This is a genomic window from Arthrobacter cheniae (assembly GCF_003602275.1).
Classification (GTDB): Bacteria; Actinomycetota; Actinomycetes; order Actinomycetales; family Micrococcaceae; genus Arthrobacter_D; species Arthrobacter_D cheniae.
Genome location: NZ_QZVT01000005.1, coordinates 198,702 through 214,984 on the forward strand (window position 1 = coordinate 198,702; position 16,283 = coordinate 214,984).

General features: G+C 65.3%; 16 protein-coding genes. 10 read left to right on the forward strand and 6 right to left on the reverse strand.

Going from position 1 to position 16,283, the window contains the following annotated elements:
- Positions 1-6 precede the first annotated feature (6 nt).
- Positions 7-903, forward strand: a complete 897-nt coding sequence (locus tag D6T63_RS11235; RefSeq protein WP_120149131.1) for an NAD(+)/NADH kinase — start codon at positions 7-9, stop codon at positions 901-903.
- Positions 904-996: 93 nt separating this feature from the next.
- On the opposite strand, the gene nrdF is transcribed toward D6T63_RS11235, so the two are convergent.
- The 4 genes from nrdF to nrdH all read right to left on the reverse strand — a co-directional run bounded on the left by nrdF (position 997) and on the right by nrdH (position 4,969).
- Positions 997-1,971, reverse strand: a complete 975-nt coding sequence (nrdF, locus tag D6T63_RS11240) for a class 1b ribonucleoside-diphosphate reductase subunit beta (RefSeq protein WP_120149132.1) — start codon at positions 1,969-1,971, stop codon at positions 997-999.
- A gap of 85 nt (positions 1,972-2,056) precedes the next feature.
- Positions 2,057-4,216 carry a class 1b ribonucleoside-diphosphate reductase subunit alpha gene (nrdE, locus tag D6T63_RS11245; RefSeq protein ID WP_120149133.1) on the reverse strand — a complete coding sequence of 720 codons (2,160 nt, stop codon included), beginning with the start codon at positions 4,214-4,216 and terminating at the stop codon, positions 2,057-2,059.
- Complete coding sequence (nrdI, locus tag D6T63_RS11250) at positions 4,213-4,686, reverse strand: class Ib ribonucleoside-diphosphate reductase assembly flavoprotein NrdI (protein WP_120149134.1); 474 nt, start codon at positions 4,684-4,686, stop codon at positions 4,213-4,215. Before nrdI ends, nrdE begins: the two co-directional genes overlap by 4 nt.
- A 37-nt stretch (positions 4,687-4,723) precedes the next feature.
- Positions 4,724-4,969, reverse strand: coding sequence for a glutaredoxin-like protein NrdH (gene nrdH, locus D6T63_RS11255; RefSeq protein ID WP_120149135.1), 246 nt, complete (start codon positions 4,967-4,969; stop codon positions 4,724-4,726).
- A 411-nt stretch (positions 4,970-5,380) separates the two neighbouring features.
- Between nrdH and D6T63_RS11260 the strand changes: the two genes are divergently transcribed.
- Both D6T63_RS11260 and D6T63_RS11265 read left to right on the forward strand, forming a co-directional pair.
- Positions 5,381-6,334 carry a LysR family transcriptional regulator gene (locus tag D6T63_RS11260; RefSeq protein ID WP_120149281.1) on the forward strand — a complete coding sequence of 318 codons (954 nt, stop codon included), beginning with the start codon at positions 5,381-5,383 and terminating at the stop codon, positions 6,332-6,334.
- An 86-nt stretch (positions 6,335-6,420) separates the two neighbouring features.
- A complete protein-coding gene (locus tag D6T63_RS11265) occupies positions 6,421-7,464 on the forward strand; it encodes an SDR family oxidoreductase (protein WP_120149136.1) in 1,044 nt (347 codons plus the stop codon).
- A 64-nt stretch (positions 7,465-7,528) separates the two neighbouring features.
- Here the strand turns inward: D6T63_RS11265 and D6T63_RS11270 are convergent, their stop codons facing one another.
- Both D6T63_RS11270 and D6T63_RS11275 read right to left on the reverse strand, forming a co-directional pair.
- The gene (locus D6T63_RS11270; protein ID WP_120149137.1) at positions 7,529-8,431 is read right to left on the reverse strand and encodes a methylenetetrahydrofolate reductase; all 903 of its coding nucleotides are present in this window, start codon (positions 8,429-8,431) and stop codon (positions 7,529-7,531) included.
- A 142-nt stretch (positions 8,432-8,573) separates the two neighbouring features.
- Positions 8,574-9,689, reverse strand: a complete 1,116-nt coding sequence (locus D6T63_RS11275; RefSeq protein ID WP_120149138.1) for an App1 family protein — start codon at positions 9,687-9,689, stop codon at positions 8,574-8,576.
- On the opposite strand from D6T63_RS11275, the gene D6T63_RS11280 reads away from it, so the two are divergent.
- The 7 genes from D6T63_RS11280 (at position 9,619) to D6T63_RS11310 (ending at position 16,256) form a co-directional block, all read left to right on the forward strand.
- Positions 9,619-9,900, forward strand: a complete 282-nt coding sequence (locus D6T63_RS11280) for a hypothetical protein (protein ID WP_182976979.1) — start codon at positions 9,619-9,621, stop codon at positions 9,898-9,900. The genes D6T63_RS11275 and D6T63_RS11280 overlap by 71 nt on opposite strands.
- 165 nt (positions 9,901-10,065) lie before the next feature.
- Positions 10,066-10,419, forward strand: coding sequence for a hypothetical protein (locus tag D6T63_RS11285; protein WP_120149140.1), 354 nt, complete (start codon positions 10,066-10,068; stop codon positions 10,417-10,419).
- Between the two features lie 136 nt (positions 10,420-10,555).
- Positions 10,556-11,398: an HNH endonuclease gene (locus D6T63_RS11290; protein ID WP_120149141.1), complete on the forward strand. Its 843-nt coding sequence runs from the start codon at positions 10,556-10,558 to the stop codon at positions 11,396-11,398.
- Between the two features lie 575 nt (positions 11,399-11,973).
- Entirely contained in the window at positions 11,974-12,297 is a 324-nt protein-coding gene (locus tag D6T63_RS18940) for a hypothetical protein (RefSeq protein ID WP_147394357.1), read from the forward strand.
- A 176-nt stretch (positions 12,298-12,473) separates the two neighbouring features.
- The gene (locus D6T63_RS11300) at positions 12,474-15,173 is read left to right on the forward strand and encodes a LuxR C-terminal-related transcriptional regulator (RefSeq protein WP_220725925.1); all 2,700 of its coding nucleotides are present in this window, start codon (positions 12,474-12,476) and stop codon (positions 15,171-15,173) included.
- A gap of 124 nt (positions 15,174-15,297) precedes the next feature.
- On the forward strand, positions 15,298-15,987 hold the full coding sequence (locus tag D6T63_RS11305) for a hypothetical protein (RefSeq protein WP_120149143.1): 690 nt from the start codon (positions 15,298-15,300) through the stop codon (positions 15,985-15,987).
- Positions 15,984-16,256 (forward strand): hypothetical protein, encoded by a 273-nt coding sequence (locus tag D6T63_RS11310; RefSeq protein WP_220725926.1) that lies wholly within the window; start codon positions 15,984-15,986, stop codon positions 16,254-16,256. Before D6T63_RS11305 ends, D6T63_RS11310 begins: the two co-directional genes overlap by 4 nt.
- The last annotated feature ends 27 nt before the right edge of the window (positions 16,257-16,283 follow it).

A 16,283-nucleotide genomic window follows, 5' to 3' on the forward strand; every position in this document is an offset into this window, starting at 1 on the left:
ACCGTCATGGCAAAACCCCGTCTCGTCATCGTCCACCGGCGGACCGAACTTCAGGAACTCCTGGACCGGCACGCCACCCGCGGCCAGGCCGAATTCTTCCTGCGCACGCGGGGCCGCGGCCTTCAAGACGTACAGGAACGCCACGACCGGATCACCGCCGCTCTGGGGATGGTCCGGGCGGCGGTTCCTGCCGAGTGGCGTCACGCCGAAGTGGAGCGCGCAGACCTCAGCCGCTTCCTGCTCACATCGGAAGACATTATCGCCGTGGTGGGCCAGGACGGGCTGGTGGCCAATGCGGCGAAGTACCTCAACGGCCAGCCCGTCATCGGTATCGATCCGGAGCCGAGAGCGAACGCCGGGGTCCTGGTCCGGCACACGCCCGACGCGGCAGCAAAGCTCATCGAAGTTGCCGCCCTGGCCGGACCGGAGCGGCTGAACCGCGAGGAGCTCGCCATGGTGACGGCACGGCTTGACGACGGGCAGGAACTGTCGGGGCTCAACGAGATCTTCATCGGGCACGCCTCGCACCAGTCGGCCCGGTACCACCTCATGGAACCCGGTGGCCGAACCGAAAGCCACTCATCTTCGGGCCTAATCATCTCCACCGGCACAGGTGCCACGGGCTGGTGCGCTTCCATCGCCCTGGAACGCGGAGGACGCGCCTTGCCCGCACCCACCGACCGTCGACTCGCTTGGTTCGCCCGCGAGGCCTGGCCCTCCCCCATCACCGGAACCTCCCTGACCGAGGGCGTGCTGGAGGCAGGCAATATACTGCGCATCACTGTGGCATCCGACCGGCTCGTGGTCTTTGGCGACGGCATGGAAGAAGACCGCCTCACTGCATCCTGGGGCCAGGAAATCAGGGTGCAGTTGGGGGAACGCCCGCTCCGGCTGGTCGTGTAGGAGGCCTGCTGGAAGCAACCCGGACGAGATGGCACTCTTGCCGTCCGCTCGCCAGGGCGGACGGCAAACAAGTAGCTTGTCCATCTACAGCAGCTAGAAGTCCCAGTCCTCGTCCTCGGTGTTCACGGCCTTGCCGATCACGTACGAGGAACCCGAGCCGGAGAAGAAGTCGTGGTTCTCGTCGGCGTTCGGGGACAGTGCCGAGAGGATCGCCGGGCTCACGTCGGTCACGGAGGACGGGAACATCGCCTCGTAGCCCAGGTTCATCAACGCCTTGTTGGCGTTGTAGTGCAGGAACTTCTTGACGTCCTCGGCCAGGCCGACGGAGTCGTAGAGGTCGTGCGTGTACTGGACCTCGTTCTCGTACAGCTCGAAGAGCAGCTCGAACGTGTAGTCCTTGATCTCCTGGCGGCGCTCCGGCGTCGCGCTCTCCAGGCCGCGCTGGAACTTGTAGCCGATGTAGTACCCGTGCACTGCCTCGTCACGGATGATCAGGCGGATGAGGTCGGCCGTGTTCGTCAGCTTGGCGCGTGAGGACCAGTACATGGGCAGGTAGAACCCGGAGTAGAAGAGGAAGGACTCGAGCAGCGTCGAGGCGACCTTGCGCTTCAGGGGGTCATCGCCGCGGTAGTAGTCCGTGACGATGCTCGCCTTCCTCTGCAGGTTCACGTTCTCCGTGGACCAGCGGAACGCCTCGTCGATCTCCTTGGTGGAGGCCAGCGTGGAGAAGATCGACGAGTAACTCTTCGCGTGCACCGACTCCATGAACGCGATGTTCGTGAGGACGGCTTCCTCGTGCGGCGTGATGGCGTCGGGAATCAGACTGACGGCGCCGACGGTCGCCTGCACTGTGTCCAGCAGGGTGAGACCGGCGAACACGCGCATGGTGAGTTGCTGCTCTTCCGGCGTCAGCGTCGCCCACGACTGGACGTCGTTGGACAGCGGCACCTTTTCGGGCAGCCAGAAGTTGTTCACCAGGCGGTTCCAGACGTCCACGTCCTTGTCATCCTGGATGCGGTTCCAGTTGATGGCCTGGACCTGACTGACGAGCTTCAGCTTCTCGCTCATGTGGTGTTCCTTGTCTGGGTAATGACGATGCCGGTGGTGCTGAGAATGCCAGGCCAGGCTTCGTGCCTGGCCTGGCGGATACTGCCTAGAGCATGCAGCTGACGCAGTTGTCCACCTCGGTGCCCTCGAGAGCCAGCTGGCGGAGGCGGATGTAGTAGATGGTCTTGATGCCCTTGCGCCAGGCGTAGATCTGGGCCTTGTTGATCTCGCGGGTGGTGGCGGTGTCCTTGAAGAACAGCGTCAGGGACAGGCCCTGGTCCACGTGCTGCGTAGCCGCGGCGTAGGTGTCGATGATCTTCTCGAACCCGATCTCGTACGCATCCTGGTAGTACTCCAGGTTGTCGTTGGTGAGGTACGGCGCCGGGTAGTACACGCGGCCCAGCTTGCCTTCCTTGCGGATCTCGATCTTCGACGCCACGGGGTGGATGGACGACGTCGAGTTGTTGATGTACGAGATGGAGCCGGTCGGCGGAACGGCCTGGAGGTTCTGGTTGTAGATGCCGTGCGCTATGACCGAGGCCTTGAGCGCACGCCAGTCCTCCTGCGTGGGGATGTGCACATCGGCGAACAGCTCACGCACGCGCGCCGTCGTCGGCTCCCAGACCTGCTCGGTGTACTTGTCGAAGAACTCGCCGCTGGCGTAGGTGGAACGCTCGAAGCCGGCGAAGGTGCGCCCGGTCTCGATGGCCATCAGGTTCGACGCCCGGATGCAGTGGTACACCACGGAGTAGAAGTAGATGTTCGTGAAGTCCAGGCCCTCCTCCGAGCCGTAGTGGACGCGCTCACGGGCCAGGTAACCGTGCAGGTTCATCTGGCCGAGACCGATGGCGTGCGAGGCATCATTGCCGGCGGCGATCGATGGAACCGAGCTGATGTGGCTCATGTCCGAGACGGCCGAGAGGGTGCGGATGGCGGTCTCGATGGTCCGGCCGAAGTCGGGCGAGTCCATGGTCTTCGCAATGTTCAGCGAGCCGAGGTTGCAGGAGATGTCCTTACCCACGGAGTCGTAGGACAGGTCCTCGTTGTACGTGGTGGGCTGCGAGACCTGGAGGATCTCGGAGCACAGGTTGGACATGATGATCTTGCCGTCGATCGGGTTGGCCCGGTTCACGGTGTCCTCGAACATGATGTACGGGTAACCGGACTCGAACTGGATCTCCGCGAGGGTCTGGAAGAACTCGCGGGCCTTGATCTTGGTCTTCTTGATGCGGGCGTCGTCCACCATCTCGTAGTACTTCTCGGTGACCGAGATGTCGGAGAACGGCATGCCGTAGACGCGCTCGACGTCGTACGGCGAGAACAGGTACATGTCCTCGTCGCGCTTGGCGAGCTCGAAGGTGATGTCGGGGACGACGACGCCGAGGGACAGCGTCTTGATCCGGATCTTCTCGTCCGCGTTCTCGCGCTTGGTGTCGAGGAAGCGGTTGATATCCGGGTGGTGCGCGTGCAGGTACACCGCTCCGGCACCCTGGCGGGCACCGAGCTGGTTGGCGTACGAGAAGCTGTCCTCGAGGAGCTTCATCACGGGGATGACGCCGGAGGACTGGTTCTCGATCTGCTTGATCGGCGCGCCGACCTCGCGGATGTTGGTGAGGGCGAAGGCCACACCTCCGCCGCGCTTGGAGAGCTGCAGTGCCGAGTTGATGGACCGGCCGATCGACTCCATGTTGTCTTCGATGCGAAGCAGGAAGCAGGAGACCAGCTCACCGCGCTGGCGCTTGCCGGCGTTGAGGAACGTCGGGGTGGCGGGCTGGAAGCGGCCGTCGATGATCTCGTCGACCATCTGCACGGCGAGTTGTTCGTTGCCGCGGGCCAGGTGCAGGGCGACCATGCAGACGCGGTCCTCGTAGCGCTCGAGGTAGCGCTTGCCGTCGAACGTCTTCAGCGTGTACGAGGTGTAGTACTTGAAGGCTCCGAGAAAGGTCTCGAAGCGGAACTTCTTGGCGTAGGCGCGCTTGAAGAGGTCGCGGATGAAGTTCATCGTGTACTGGTGGAGCGTCTCCCGCTCGTAGTACTCGTTCTTCACGAGGTAGTCGAGCTTCTCCTCGAGGTCGTGGAAGAACACCGTGTTGTTGTTCACGTGCTGCAGGAAGTACTGGTGCGCGGCCTCACGGTCGGCGTCGAACTGGATCTCCCCGTCCGCCCCGTACAGGTTGAGCATGGCGTTCAGCTCGTGGTAGCCCATGTCCTTGAAGCGGTCCACCGTGGCTGCGGGTGCGCCCGTCTCCGTCTCTGCAACGATCATGTCCAAAACTCTTCCAATCCTCTGGTTACTCGGTCTACGTCCTCGGACGTGCCCATGACTTCAAATCTGTACAGGACGGGGACATTGCATTTGGCGGCGACGATGTCGGCGGCAAGGCAGTAGGTCTCACCGAAGTTGGTGTTACCCGCCCCGATGACCCCCCGAAGGAGGCTGCGGTTCTGCTGGTTGTTCAGGAACTTCACGACCTGCCGGGGCACCGCACCCTGACCGGTGATTCCTCCATATGTGGGAAGAACCAGGACGTAGGGCTGGGCTGCCCGCAGGGTGGGCTCCTTGGTGAGCAACGGCATGCGTGCGGCCCGGACGCCCAGCTTCTCGACGAAGCGGTGAGTGTTGTCGGAGACCGACGAGAAGTAGATCAGCGAGGCATCGGTGACAGGGCCTTCCGCTGACCCGGCGTCTGCCGGGTCAGCGGTGGTGGCTCGGTCTTCCACGGTGAGGGTGGTCATCCTGATGCCTGGTCCGCGAATCCCCTGGCGGGGTCGGTCAGGCTACCGAGCTGATGGCGGAGCCTGCGATGGCGCTGATCTTGTCAGGACGGAATCCGGACCAGTGGTCGTTGTCCGTGATGACGACCGGAGCCTGCATGTAACCCATGGAGCGCACGCGCTCGAGAGCAGCGGGGTCCTGCGAGATGTCGACGCTCTGGTAGGCGATGCCCTTCTTGTCCAGAGCGCGGTAGGTGGCATTGCACTGTACGCAAGCCGGCTTCGTATAAACCGTGACCGTCATGTCCTAGTCCCCTTTTCGTTACTGCTGTCGTGCTGTGTCATGAGTGGAGCGCGGCCCCGGACAGGGGAAGAAATCCGGGGATTCCCGCGCCTCCGGGCCCATGCCCGTTCAGCGGTTGTTCTGTCCCTCGATACTACATCTAGTGCGACCCGCACGTGCAAACCCCTAGATGATGTATTACAAGTATGTCATTACGGGAGCGAGTAGTCCACACGATGCCCACAGATCAGGCCTCCTCAAAACCCCGGAAACCAGCCGATCTTGGAGCCGAAATGGGGGCCGGTCCACAGCCTGTGGAGTACTTGCACACAGGCTGGAAAACCTTCGTGTCGGACTCGGATGGGCGTGTCGCAACGGTCCGGTGTACAAGACTGGGCTGAGCAACCGGCCGACTGGAAGAGGTAAGTGCTGATGGTCAACCCGATCCACCTGCGGACACTGCTCGAGGTGATCCGTCACGGATCTTTCAGTGCAGCCGCCACCAGTCTGGGGTATACGGCGTCGGCGGTCTCGCAGCAGATGTCTGCTCTCGAACGCGACACCGGCGCCACGCTCTTCACCCGGTCCCCGCGCAGTGCCATTCCGACTGATGCCGCCATCGCGATGTCACGCCACGCGTCGAAGGTCCTGACGGACATCGACGCCCTCCTCGCCTCGACGGCCCGCGCCGACGCCGGACCGGCGCACGAATTGCGGCTCGGCATCTTCCCCAGCCTCGCGACCTTCGCGCTCCCCCGACTGCTGCGCATGCCGGAGTGGCAGCGACTGGGCGTCTCGCTGCGACTCTTCGTCGGAGAACCCGCACACACCATCCAGGGGCTGCGCACGGGCGGTGACCTGGACCTGGCCCTCGTCTACCAGGTCGGGCAGGCGGGACTCGCCTGGCCGTCGACGCTGAGCCGCCAGTGGATCGGGGACGACGATTTCCGGGTCATCCTCCCAGCGAGCTGGGGCATCCGCAGCGGTGCCCGCGTGACGGCGGACCAGCTTGCCGACATGCCGTGGATCATGCACCACCCGGGGACTGCGGACGCCACGGTCATCGAGCGCCTCTTCGCCAGCTGCAACCTGCACCCCCGCATCGCCGCCTACTGCGACGACTTCAACGCGACCCTCGAACTCACGGCCGCGGGCCTGGGCGCCGCACTGGTGCCCGAACTCGCCATGATCAGCCGACCCGCGGGTATCGTGGCCCTCGACGTCCCGGAGATCCGGCTTGCACGCAGCATCTTCGCCCTCCGCACGGGAGACGCCGACGACGCACGCGTGCGCCTGTTCATGGATCAGCTCGCCGACATCCTCAGAACCCAGAGCATCGGGCCCAAGCACATCGAGCAGCCATACGCATCCACCTCCGGCCACTGATTTCCCGTTGCAGCGCATCCCACCGCCTCCGTACCTTCAGGACAGCGGCGGGTGCAGGCCCGCCCTGCACGAGTCGGAGGAAGCGCATGCGGATCAAGAACAGTGTCGTCGTCATCACCGGAGCAGCGAGCGGCATCGGACGCGCCACAGCCCTCCGCTTCGCACGTCGTCACGTGAGCCTCGTTCTCGCGAGCAGGCGCCTGGAGGCACTCGAATCGCTCGTGGCCGAGTGCACGGCCCTCGGCTCGCGGGCGATCGCGGTGCCGACGGACACCTCGGAGCACGACGCCGTCCAGGAACTGGCGAGCCGGGCCGTCGAGGAGTTCGGCCGTATCGACGTATGGGTCAACAACGCTGCGGTCTCCTTCTTCTCCCCCTTCCTCGAGGTACCGCTGAGGGACTTCGAGCGCGTCATCGACGTGAACCTCATGGGCTACGTCTACGGTGCCCGTGCCGCCCTCGAGCGAATGCAGGATCAGGGCGCGGGCGTCCTGGTCAACGTGGCATCGATCGTCGGGGAGGTGCCCCAGCCCTACACCTCCGCCTATTCGGTCTCCAAAGCCGCCGTCCGCGCCCTCGGTGTCAGCCTCCGGTCCGAGCTGATGCTCGACCGGAAGAAACACATCCACGTCTGCACCGTGCTGCCTCCCACCATCGACACGCCCTTCTTCCACCACGCGGCGAACTACACGGGACGCCGGGCCGTAGCGATGCCCCCGGTCTACACTCCCGATCGCGTCGCCAAGGCGATCATGGGCGTCGTCGAAGCGCCGACCCGCGAGGTCGCCGTCGGGCGGATCGGCCGCTCCATGGTGCGGCAGCACCGGCTCATGCCGGGCCGCCTGGAGAAGGTGATGGCTCACCAGGTGGAGCACACGCACCTGTCCAGGAAAGAAGCGGCGGAGGACTCCAGCGGGAATCTGTACGGGCCCTCGCTCGACCCCGCGGACGCGCGTGTGACCGGCGGGTGGAGCGGCAGGCGACGTACCGCCCAGCGCACCATCATGGGTACCGCGCTCCTCGGAGCCGGGGTCGGCGCCGTCGTCTTCGCCGAGCCCCTGAAGGCCGCTGCTCCGGTGCTCGCGAAACGGGCGGCTGCCCTGGGGCGTGCTGTCGTCGGGAATGCCTGATCCGCTGACCCACCCATCTCGTGGCGGCTGTCGCGGGTAGGTTGATCGAGTCCGATTCGTCGGGCTACAGGGAAGCGGCGAGGCCTGCTTCCGGCGGACGCTCGAGATCGAGCGCGTCGAGCACTTCGAGGGCCGCGGCGTGTTCGTTGAAGGTGTAGAGATGAATGCCGGGTGCGCCGTCGTCGAGTGCTGCCCTCGCCAGTGCCACGGTGGCCGAGACCCCGACCGTCCGGCGCTCCTCGTCGGTGCGTGCACCCTCGAGCCGAGCCCAGAGGTCCTGGTCGACGTCGATGCCCGCGAGCGCACCGGCCTTCTTCAACCGCCGCGTGCTGGTGAGGGGCATGATCCCCGGGATGATCGGGATGGTGACGCCTGCCCTGTCCGCGCGGTCCACGAGCCGCGCATAGTCGGACGGCTGGAAGAAGACCTGGGTGATCGCGAAATCGGCGCCCGCCTCCTCCTTGGCGAGGAGCACCTCGATGTCCTGCTCGAGGTTCGGCGAGTCGGGGTGCCGCGTGGCATAAGCGGCCACACCGACCGACACCTTGCCGGCTGCAAGCTGTGCAGTGCGTCGTGCCTCGACCTCACGGATCAGGCGGACGAGATCGTCGGCGTGCTCGACGTCGTCGGAGTGGGTGTCGACCCCGTCGGGTGCGTCACCCCGCAGCGCCAGGATGCCGCGTACCCCTCCGCCGATGAGGCGATCGATGATGTCGGTCAGTTCGGCGCGGCTGGAACCGACACAGGTCAGGTGCGCCAGCGGCTTCAGTGTCGTCTCGGTGAGCAGGCGGCGCAGGAGGTCGATTGCAGTCTCCCTGTTGCTGCCGGCCGCACCGTAGGTCACCGAGACGAAATCGGGACGTGTGTCCTCGAGCCGGCGAATGGTCGTCCAGAGTGAGTCATCGGCCTCGGCGTTCTTCGGCGGATACAGCTCGTAGGACAGGGCGGGATAGGTGGGCGACGACATGCGGGTCCTCTTCGTACGTGCCGGCTACCGCGCGACGCCGCAGCTCTGGCAGGAAAGGTGCAGGAAGGCGGTCGGGGAACCGCCGGCAGTACTGCGTGCGAGTGCCGTTCTTCTCAGGAGGTGCGGAATGCCGAACGCCGGGTCAGTCGGTTTCCTCGGGTACATCGGCCGAGCGCACTTCGCTGTGGATGAGGCCCAGTTCCTCGAGCCGTGCCGACATACCCGCACCGTCCGGAGCATAGATCCAAGGAATCCCGGGGGTCGCAAGCGCCCCTGATTTCGACCGACCGCCGGCAAGTACGGCCTCCCCTGCGGACAGCTGGCGGATTGCGATGGCGCGCACATTTTGCGGGTGGCGCTGCGCGAATGCCGAGTAGATGGCCTCGTCATGCTGGCCGTCGTCGCCCACCAGAAGCCATTTCACACCTGGGAACTCCTCCGCCAGCCTCTCGAGCGAGATGCGCTTGTGTTCCTGGCCGCTCCGGAACCATCGGTCCCGCGTAGGACCCCAGTCCGTGAGCAGCTTGGGTCCTGCGGGATACAGGTTGCGGGAGAGGAAGCGGGAGAGGGTCGGCGCTACGTTCCAGGCACCGGTCGACAGGTACAGAACGGGAGCGGAAGGGAGCGTCCGGACGATCCTCTCGTACAGCACCGCCATGCCCGGGGTCGCGGTGCGCGCGTGCTCGTCGAGCACGAAGGTGTTCCAGGCCGCGAGGAACGGCCGCGGCAGCGCCGTGACCATCACGGTGTCGTCGATGTCCGACACGACGCCGAAATCCGTACCATCCGCGACGACACGCACCGGTGCCTCCACGGCGCGCGAGCTGCCGGACTGCAGCGTGATCGTATGCCATCCGGCATCGAGGGAGACCGGGATGCGCGCATCGACGACTCCGCCGCGGTCCGCCTGGACATCATGCACCGTGTCGCCGACGGTCACATGCATGACCGCGTGGGCCACAGGCGCGCTCGTGAAGTTGCGCCATCCGCGCATGCCCTCCTGAATGGGCTTGAGCGGACCCGAGTCCGCTCCGCCTCCCGTGTCCCTCGGGTCTGCGAGGATCACGCGGGCGAGCACCCGCACCCAGGCCGTCGTGCCATAGCCCGTGTAGGGGATGACGGTCTCCACTCTGCCGCGCCGGACTGCCACGCGCGTCTGGAAGCGGAGCCAGGCGTCGTCGAGGCGCATGGCAACATGGTTGTCCCTGGATGCGGTGCCTGTCCTGTCGGGTTCATGCGGACTGCCCCCGATCGACATGGTGTCAGCAGACGGGATGGGAGCCGACGTCGAATCCGTCGACGTCGTGTCAGCAGACGCGGTGGGGGTCGACGTCGTGTCAGCAGACGGGGTGGGAGCCGACGTCGTATCCGTCGACGTCGTGTCAGCAGACGGGGTGGGAGCCGACGCCGCGGCAGGCGACGTGCTGTCTGCCGGGGTGGCGGAGGAACTGGAGGGCTGTGCTGAGTGAGGACACATGCGTTCCAGTCTGGCACGCCGGACTACAGCAGACGAGTGCGATGCGTGGAGGTCACGGGCCGCTAACGACTCTCGCCGTCCCTCGAGGGGGGCTTGTTGTTGCCGGCGATGGCTGCGACGCTGGGACCTCGGATCAGCCAACGATCGTGGGGGATGCATGACTGAGGAGTGGGAGCGGACCGGTGCTCTGCTCAAGGCAGAGACGGTCCTGCAGGGGTGGGATTCCGCCGCCGAGCAGGATTTCGAGAGGACCGCCGCTGACCTGGCGCACGCCATCCTCTTCGGCAAGGCGCAGTCCGGTCTCGAGGCCGTTGCCGCCGGCGGAGCGGGTCTCACTGCGGCACACGCCCGCGCCATTCACTTCGCGAATGAGATGGCCCAACTACGGCACTACCGCCCGCTGATCGCCGTCGAACACGGTCTTCCCGTGCTCGCGCCAGGCGTCCGGCAGCTGATCGAGGGGTTCGAGGGCCTGGGTCTGTGGAAGAACGAGCGCTCCTGGGACCTGTGACCGTCGCTCCCCCAGCCTCCTCCGTGGGATCCCCGATGCGCAGGTAATTTCCCAAGACCCGGACCATGGCGGTTCGGGCGGTCCCGCAGCCCTGACGACAGCGCCTTGCGAGCTCACGCGTGGCAGACTCGGAACCATGGAGGCCGTCATCCTCGCGTGGACAACAGCGGGACCGCAGTGGTCCGGCGCCTATGTCACGGCCCAGGACACAGTGCGGAAGACGGGCATCGCTCGGCAGAACTGGCTTGTCACGTCCGACCTTCCCCTGTCGGTCGGCATGGACGTGTGGCTGCTGGTCGTCGATGGAGGAGCCGCCATGCGGGGAGTGGTCGGGCACGGCACCCTCGCCCGCATCGCGCCCGTACCGCGCGAGGACGGAATGCAACTGCTCGACGTCGACTTCGATCTCCTCCTGCAGCATGGTGACCAGGTGCCTTTTACCCTGATCGAGCAGCGGTTACCCGGACTGCTCACGGGCGAGACGACTGCGGTGACCGTGGACGGATCGGTCGCGGCGGAGCTGAGGAGAATGTGGACCGAAGCCGTTGTTCCCAATCAGGGCTGGGTCGAACCGCCACCAGGGGCATTGCCGTCGCGTTTGACCAGGCGAATATCCGCGGACAGGGTCAAGCGCGACCCGGACTTCCGAAGGACAGCACTGGCTCATCGCGGTTCCGCATGTCATGCCTGTGGGCTCGACATGGAACAGACATATGGAGAGAAGGGCCGTGACCTGGTTCAGGTACACCACCTCACTCCTTTGGCGCACCGGGGTGCCGAGTGCGACATTGATCCCCTCATAGACCTGGTCCCGTTGTGTCCGACCTGCCACGTGGTTGCTCATAGTCGCTGGCCCGATTCCTACAGCGTCGAGGAAATCCGAGCGATGCTGCGTAAAGGAGGTTTCATGCGAGGCACGATCATGACGAAGGAGCAATTGGAAGCGGAGTCAGCGGCGGCGCGCATCCTCCGAGGGTGAGGAGTTGTGGACGATCGAATGAGTCGCCGATCAATATCGGACACGACACGGCGGACGGCCCAGCGTCGGCTGCACCCGCCGACAGCAGGACCGCCGCAAATCGGCGTATCCCGGCCATAAAAGATTACTCCACTCGCGTGCCCGGACGGTATGCTGGTCGACGCAGGAGCAGGTCCTGCAGACTGGGGAGTAACGTGAGCAAGCCTCTGACGCGGACACTGTCCGCTACCGCCGTCGTCATGTTCGCCAGCCTTACCTTCGGCGCAACCGCGGCGTTCACCGCCGAGGAACCGACCCCCCCTTCGCAACCAGCGCCGGTAAACCCCACGACTCCTCCGCCCGCTCGTTCAACGAAGCCGGCGGATCCGCCGCCGACTCCTACGCCAAGTCCCACGGTCGATCCCACGGTCGATCCGCCAGCACCGATCACTCCCCCTCCGCCACCCGCACCGGAGCCGACAACGCCTCCTCCCTCCCCTGCGCCGGAAACCCCTCCAGTTCCCATCGAGGAGGTGCCGGTTCCTGCGCCTCAGCCTCTCCAGCCACTCCAGCCGCTTCAGCAGGTCGGTCCCTCAGTGCTTCCGCCGCCAGCGCCGGTTCCCGAGTACTTCGTCGAGGAGGTGCTGCCGCCTGCGGAGGAGGAGCCCGCTGTAACGGCACCGCCGACGACGCAGCCGGCCAAGGTCGCGCCCTCGGCCACACCGTCTGCCTCAGCAACCGCGAGTCCCACCGCGTCGCCATCGACATCAGCCAGTGAGGAGGCAATTGCGACGGAGCGAACCGACTTCCGGCAGGGCCCGAACATTCCGCTGCTCGCCGTTCTCTCCGTCGTCATTGTCGGCTGCATCGCCGGCTTGGTGAAGGTCATCGGATTACCGCGCAGCCGCGCTTCCCACTGATCCGCCGGTGACGCCGTATGCATCGCCCATCGCCGCCCTTAGGTAGCAGCACCTAGCCGGATGTCCAGCACCAGCCCCTCTGATGTGGTGCCCCGTTCCTTCGGTCCGCTCCCATCAGTGCACGAGAGCGCCTGAGGTTTGCTTACGCCCAGGTAGGAAGACCATAGGATGTGCCCATGGTGATGGCGATCCTTGCTACGAAGCTCTTCGTCCCGTCGCCTCGTTCCACCGCACTCCCCCGCGGTCGGCTCATCGAGCAACTGACCAGGGGCCGTGAATCGGGACGAGGTCTCACTCTCGTCTCTGCACCTGCCGGATTCGGCAAGACCACCCTTTTCAGTGAGTGGATCGCGCAGCTGCGCCGACAGGATCCGCAACTGCGTATCGCTTGGCTGTCCCTCGACAGCAGCGATAACGACCCTGTCCGATTCCTCGGCTATCTGGCTGCGGCAATCCACTCGCTGAACACCTCATCATTTCCGGATGATCGCGATGTACGGCTGTCGGCCGAAGCGACCCTAACGTCCCTCCTGAATGACCTGTCCCGCGATCCCGAGCCGATGATCCTTTTCCTGGACGATGTGCAGGTCGTCGAGAACCCATCTGTTCGCGATGCCATCGCCTTCCTCCTCGACCACAAGCCGCCCCAACTGCACGTCGCCCTGGCGAGCCGCTCCGATCCGCTCCTCCCCCTGGCGCGCTTGAGGGCCAGCGGTACTCTGACCGAACTGCGCGCCGCAGAGCTGCGCTTCACCCTCGACGAGGCATCCTTCTTCCTCAACGAGGTCATGGGTCTCGCACTTTCTCCCGAAGATGTCGCAGCCCTCGAAACCCGCACCGAGGGCTGGATAGCCGGACTTCACCTTGCAGCGCTGTCCGCGGATGCCAGCTCGGATGCTTCCGCCTTCGTCGACGCCTTCACGGGCAGTAATCGGTACGTCATCGATTACCTCGTCGAGGAGGTACTTCATCGGGCTTCCCCCCACGTTCGTGAGTTCCTCATCCGGACCGCGGTCCTTGACCGGCTCTGCGGTCCGCTGTGCGATGCGGTGACCGGGGGCACCGGCAGCACACAGATGCTGGAGTTCCTCGAGCGCGCGAACCTCTTCATCGTCCCCTTGGATGACAGGCGGCAGTGGTACCGATACCACCACCTGTTTGCCGATGTGCTGCGCTCGAGGTTGCTGGTGGACGGCCCGGCGCAGGTCGCAGCGCTCCACAGCCTCGCCAGCGAGTGGTACGAGAACAACGACCTGCCCGACGAAGCGGTGAGGCATGCGCTCGAAGCAGCGGACTTCCCGCGGGCTGCACGAGTGATTGAAGCGACGATTCCGGGCGTCCGCAGGAGCAGGCAGGATGCGACACTCCAGGGCTGGCTCGCGGCGCTGCCTGATGACGCCAAGAAGCGCAGGCCCGTGCTGCGGGTGTTTTCCGCATGGTTCTCGCTCATCGCCGGCGACCTCCCCTCCGTCGACCGCCAACTGAGCGAGGCAGAACGTCTCCTCGCGGCAACACCCGACGGTGGGGCGCGCGCTCACGATTCGGAGCCGGGCGTGGAACTCCTGACCCTCCCCGTCACGATCGAGCTCTACCGTGCCTCGCTTGCCCTGGCCATGGGGAACCGTGCCGGGATCAAGCACCATGCCCGTCGCGCACTCGATGCCGCTGCGCCGGAGGATCACCTGGGGCAAGGCGCGGCTGCCGGCTTCCTGGGCGTTGCGTCCTGGGCTGACGGCGAGCTCGAGGCCGGTGTCGCAGCTTTCGCCCGATCCGCCAAGAGCCTTCGCGTTGCCGGTAACCTGACCGACGCGTTGAGCACCACCATGGTGATCGCCGACATGCTGCTGACTCTTGGCCGGCTGAGGGAAGCCCGGACGATGTATGAAACCGCCCTACAGCAGTCGATGGAGCACGGCAACGGTGGCCGGCCGACGGCGGACCTGCACGCGGGTCTCAGCGATGTGCTGCGGGAGCGCAACGAGCTGCCGCTTGCCAAGGATCACTTGGCGGCCAGCACCGCACTGGGCGACATCGCCCTCTCGCACGAACATCGATACCGGTGGTTCGTTGCCATGGCCGGAGTGCTCGAAGCCGACGGTGAATCCGATCTCGCCCTGGATTCGCTCGCTCATGCAGAACAGCACTACCGCCGCGGATTCTTTCCTGATGTCCGCCCGATCGGCGGTCTTCGAGCGCGCGTTCTCATCAGGCAGGGGCGCCTTGCTGAAGCGCGGGCGTGGGTGGAGGAACAGAAGCTGTCGTGTACTGATCCGCCCGACTACCTCCGTGAATTCGGCCACCTCACGCTGGCCCGGTTGTTGATAGCGGAGCACAGCGCGGAGAAGTTGCCGGGCAGCTCCCTCGACGGCGCGCGCGAGCTGCTCGATCGTCTCCTCGTCGCAGCTGAATCCGGCGGGCGGACAGGGATCGTGAACGAAGTCCTGATGCTGCAGGCCATTGCCCTGCACACGCAGGGGGAGACAGCCCTCGCGCTCGTACCCCTCGAACGCGCCATTGCTCAGGCCGAGCCCGAGGGTTACGTCCGACTGTTCGTGGACGAGGGAGCATCGATGCTGGCCGTCCTCCGCAACGCCGCCGGAGCGGGTGTTCAGCAGGACTCCGTCCGTCGGATCAGCCGGGCGTTCCGCAAGACCGACGCCGCCCTTCATCCGGACCAACCCGACGAGTCGCTGAGCGAACGTGAACTGCACGTGCTCAGGCTCCTGGCGACCGAGCTGTCAGGCCCACAAATCGCCCGCGAACTCTTCGTCTCGCTCAACACGATGCGCACCCACACGAAGCACATCTTTCTCAAACTCGACGTGAGCAGCCGTGCCGCCGCCGTACGACGCGCCGAAGCATTGGGCCTGATCTAGCACCCACCGCAACAATCACCACGCCAACAAGGGATGTGGTGATGCCTGCTCACCACATCCCTGCGTACATTGCCGAGTATGTCCGGGCAACCGCCCGGCGGATCCGGAACAAGAGGAACCCATCATGAGCATCACGACGTCGACCCTCACTCGAGGGGCAGCGGTCGCAGCAGCCCTTGCGGGACTTGCCTACATCGTCATCCAATTCATCCACCCATCCGACGTCGTCGCTTCTTTGTCCACCCGACGGTGGGAGTTCGTGCACATCCTGAGCTTTGCCGAGGCGGTACTCGCCGTCGTCGGACTCACCGGCATGTACCTCAGGCAGGTACGGCAAACCGGGATCCTGGGGCTCATCGGGTATCTGATGTTCGGCTTCTTCTTCATCCTGCAGTCCTCCTTCAACTTCGCCGAGGCGTTCATCGCACCCCTGTTCGCCGTTGATGCACCCCAGGTCTCCGTGGACGTCGTCGGGCTGTTCGGCCGGTACGAGGCCGTGACCGATCTCGGCCCACTGGCCGCACTCCCCACCATCGGGGGATTGTTGTATGTCGGCGGGGCACTGCTCTTCGGCATCGCAGTCATCCGCGCCCGAGTGCTGTCACGTGGAGCAGGCATCCTGCTGGTCGCCGCAGCCGCCATCACACCGGTTGCCGGCGCACTGCTGCCCCACACGCTGGAACGAATGGCCGCAGTCCCCATGGGCCTCGCCCTGATCTGGCTTGGCTACTCCCTCTGGTCGGATCAGCGTGCAGGTACCGCGGGGTCTCGGCAGCCTACTGACGAAGCCCGTATCAAGCCCGCAGTGGCATGAGCAGCTACGTCGTCCGCCTCGGCGGGCAGCTTGATCCGGGATGGAGCGAATGGTTCGCGGGCCTCGCAGTCTTGAGTGATGCGGACGGAAACACGACTCTTACCGGTCCGATCATCGATCAAGCTGCCCTTCACGGGCTGCTTCGCCGGGTGGGCGATCTGGGCGTTCCCCTGATTTCGGTCTTCATTCTGGACGACGACGCGCCCGATCACCCGTCGCCCGTACCCGATACCGGGGAGCACGCACCTGAACAAACAGCAGACTCCTGAGGTCCTCGGATTGCTGCTCTCCAAGCA

Coding starts and splice junctions, on each gene's coding strand:
- D6T63_RS11235 (WP_120149131.1), top strand. CDS start 7: ATGGCAAAACCCCGTCTCGTCATCGTCCACCGGCGGACCGAACTTCAG.
- nrdF (WP_120149132.1), bottom strand. CDS start 1,971: ATGAGCGAGAAGCTGAAGCTCGTCAGTCAGGTCCAGGCCATCAACTGG.
- nrdE (WP_120149133.1), bottom strand. CDS start 4,216: ATGATCGTTGCAGAGACGGAGACGGGCGCACCCGCAGCCACGGTGGAC.
- nrdI (WP_120149134.1), bottom strand. CDS start 4,686: ATGACCACCCTCACCGTGGAAGACCGAGCCACCACCGCTGACCCGGCA.
- nrdH (WP_120149135.1), bottom strand. CDS start 4,969: ATGACGGTCACGGTTTATACGAAGCCGGCTTGCGTACAGTGCAATGCC.
- D6T63_RS11260 (WP_120149281.1), top strand. CDS start 5,381: ATGGTCAACCCGATCCACCTGCGGACACTGCTCGAGGTGATCCGTCAC.
- D6T63_RS11265 (WP_120149136.1), top strand. CDS start 6,421: ATGCGGATCAAGAACAGTGTCGTCGTCATCACCGGAGCAGCGAGCGGC.
- D6T63_RS11270 (WP_120149137.1), bottom strand. CDS start 8,431: ATGTCGTCGCCCACCTATCCCGCCCTGTCCTACGAGCTGTATCCGCCG.
- D6T63_RS11280 (WP_182976979.1), top strand. CDS start 9,619: ATGGCAACATGGTTGTCCCTGGATGCGGTGCCTGTCCTGTCGGGTTCA.
- D6T63_RS11275 (WP_120149138.1), bottom strand. CDS start 9,689: ATGTCGATCGGGGGCAGTCCGCATGAACCCGACAGGACAGGCACCGCA.
- D6T63_RS11285 (WP_120149140.1), top strand. CDS start 10,066: ATGACTGAGGAGTGGGAGCGGACCGGTGCTCTGCTCAAGGCAGAGACG.
- D6T63_RS11290 (WP_120149141.1), top strand. CDS start 10,556: ATGGAGGCCGTCATCCTCGCGTGGACAACAGCGGGACCGCAGTGGTCC.
- D6T63_RS11300 (WP_220725925.1), top strand. CDS start 12,474: ATGGTGATGGCGATCCTTGCTACGAAGCTCTTCGTCCCGTCGCCTCGT.
- D6T63_RS11305 (WP_120149143.1), top strand. CDS start 15,298: ATGAGCATCACGACGTCGACCCTCACTCGAGGGGCAGCGGTCGCAGCA.
- D6T63_RS11310 (WP_220725926.1), top strand. CDS start 15,984: ATGAGCAGCTACGTCGTCCGCCTCGGCGGGCAGCTTGATCCGGGATGG.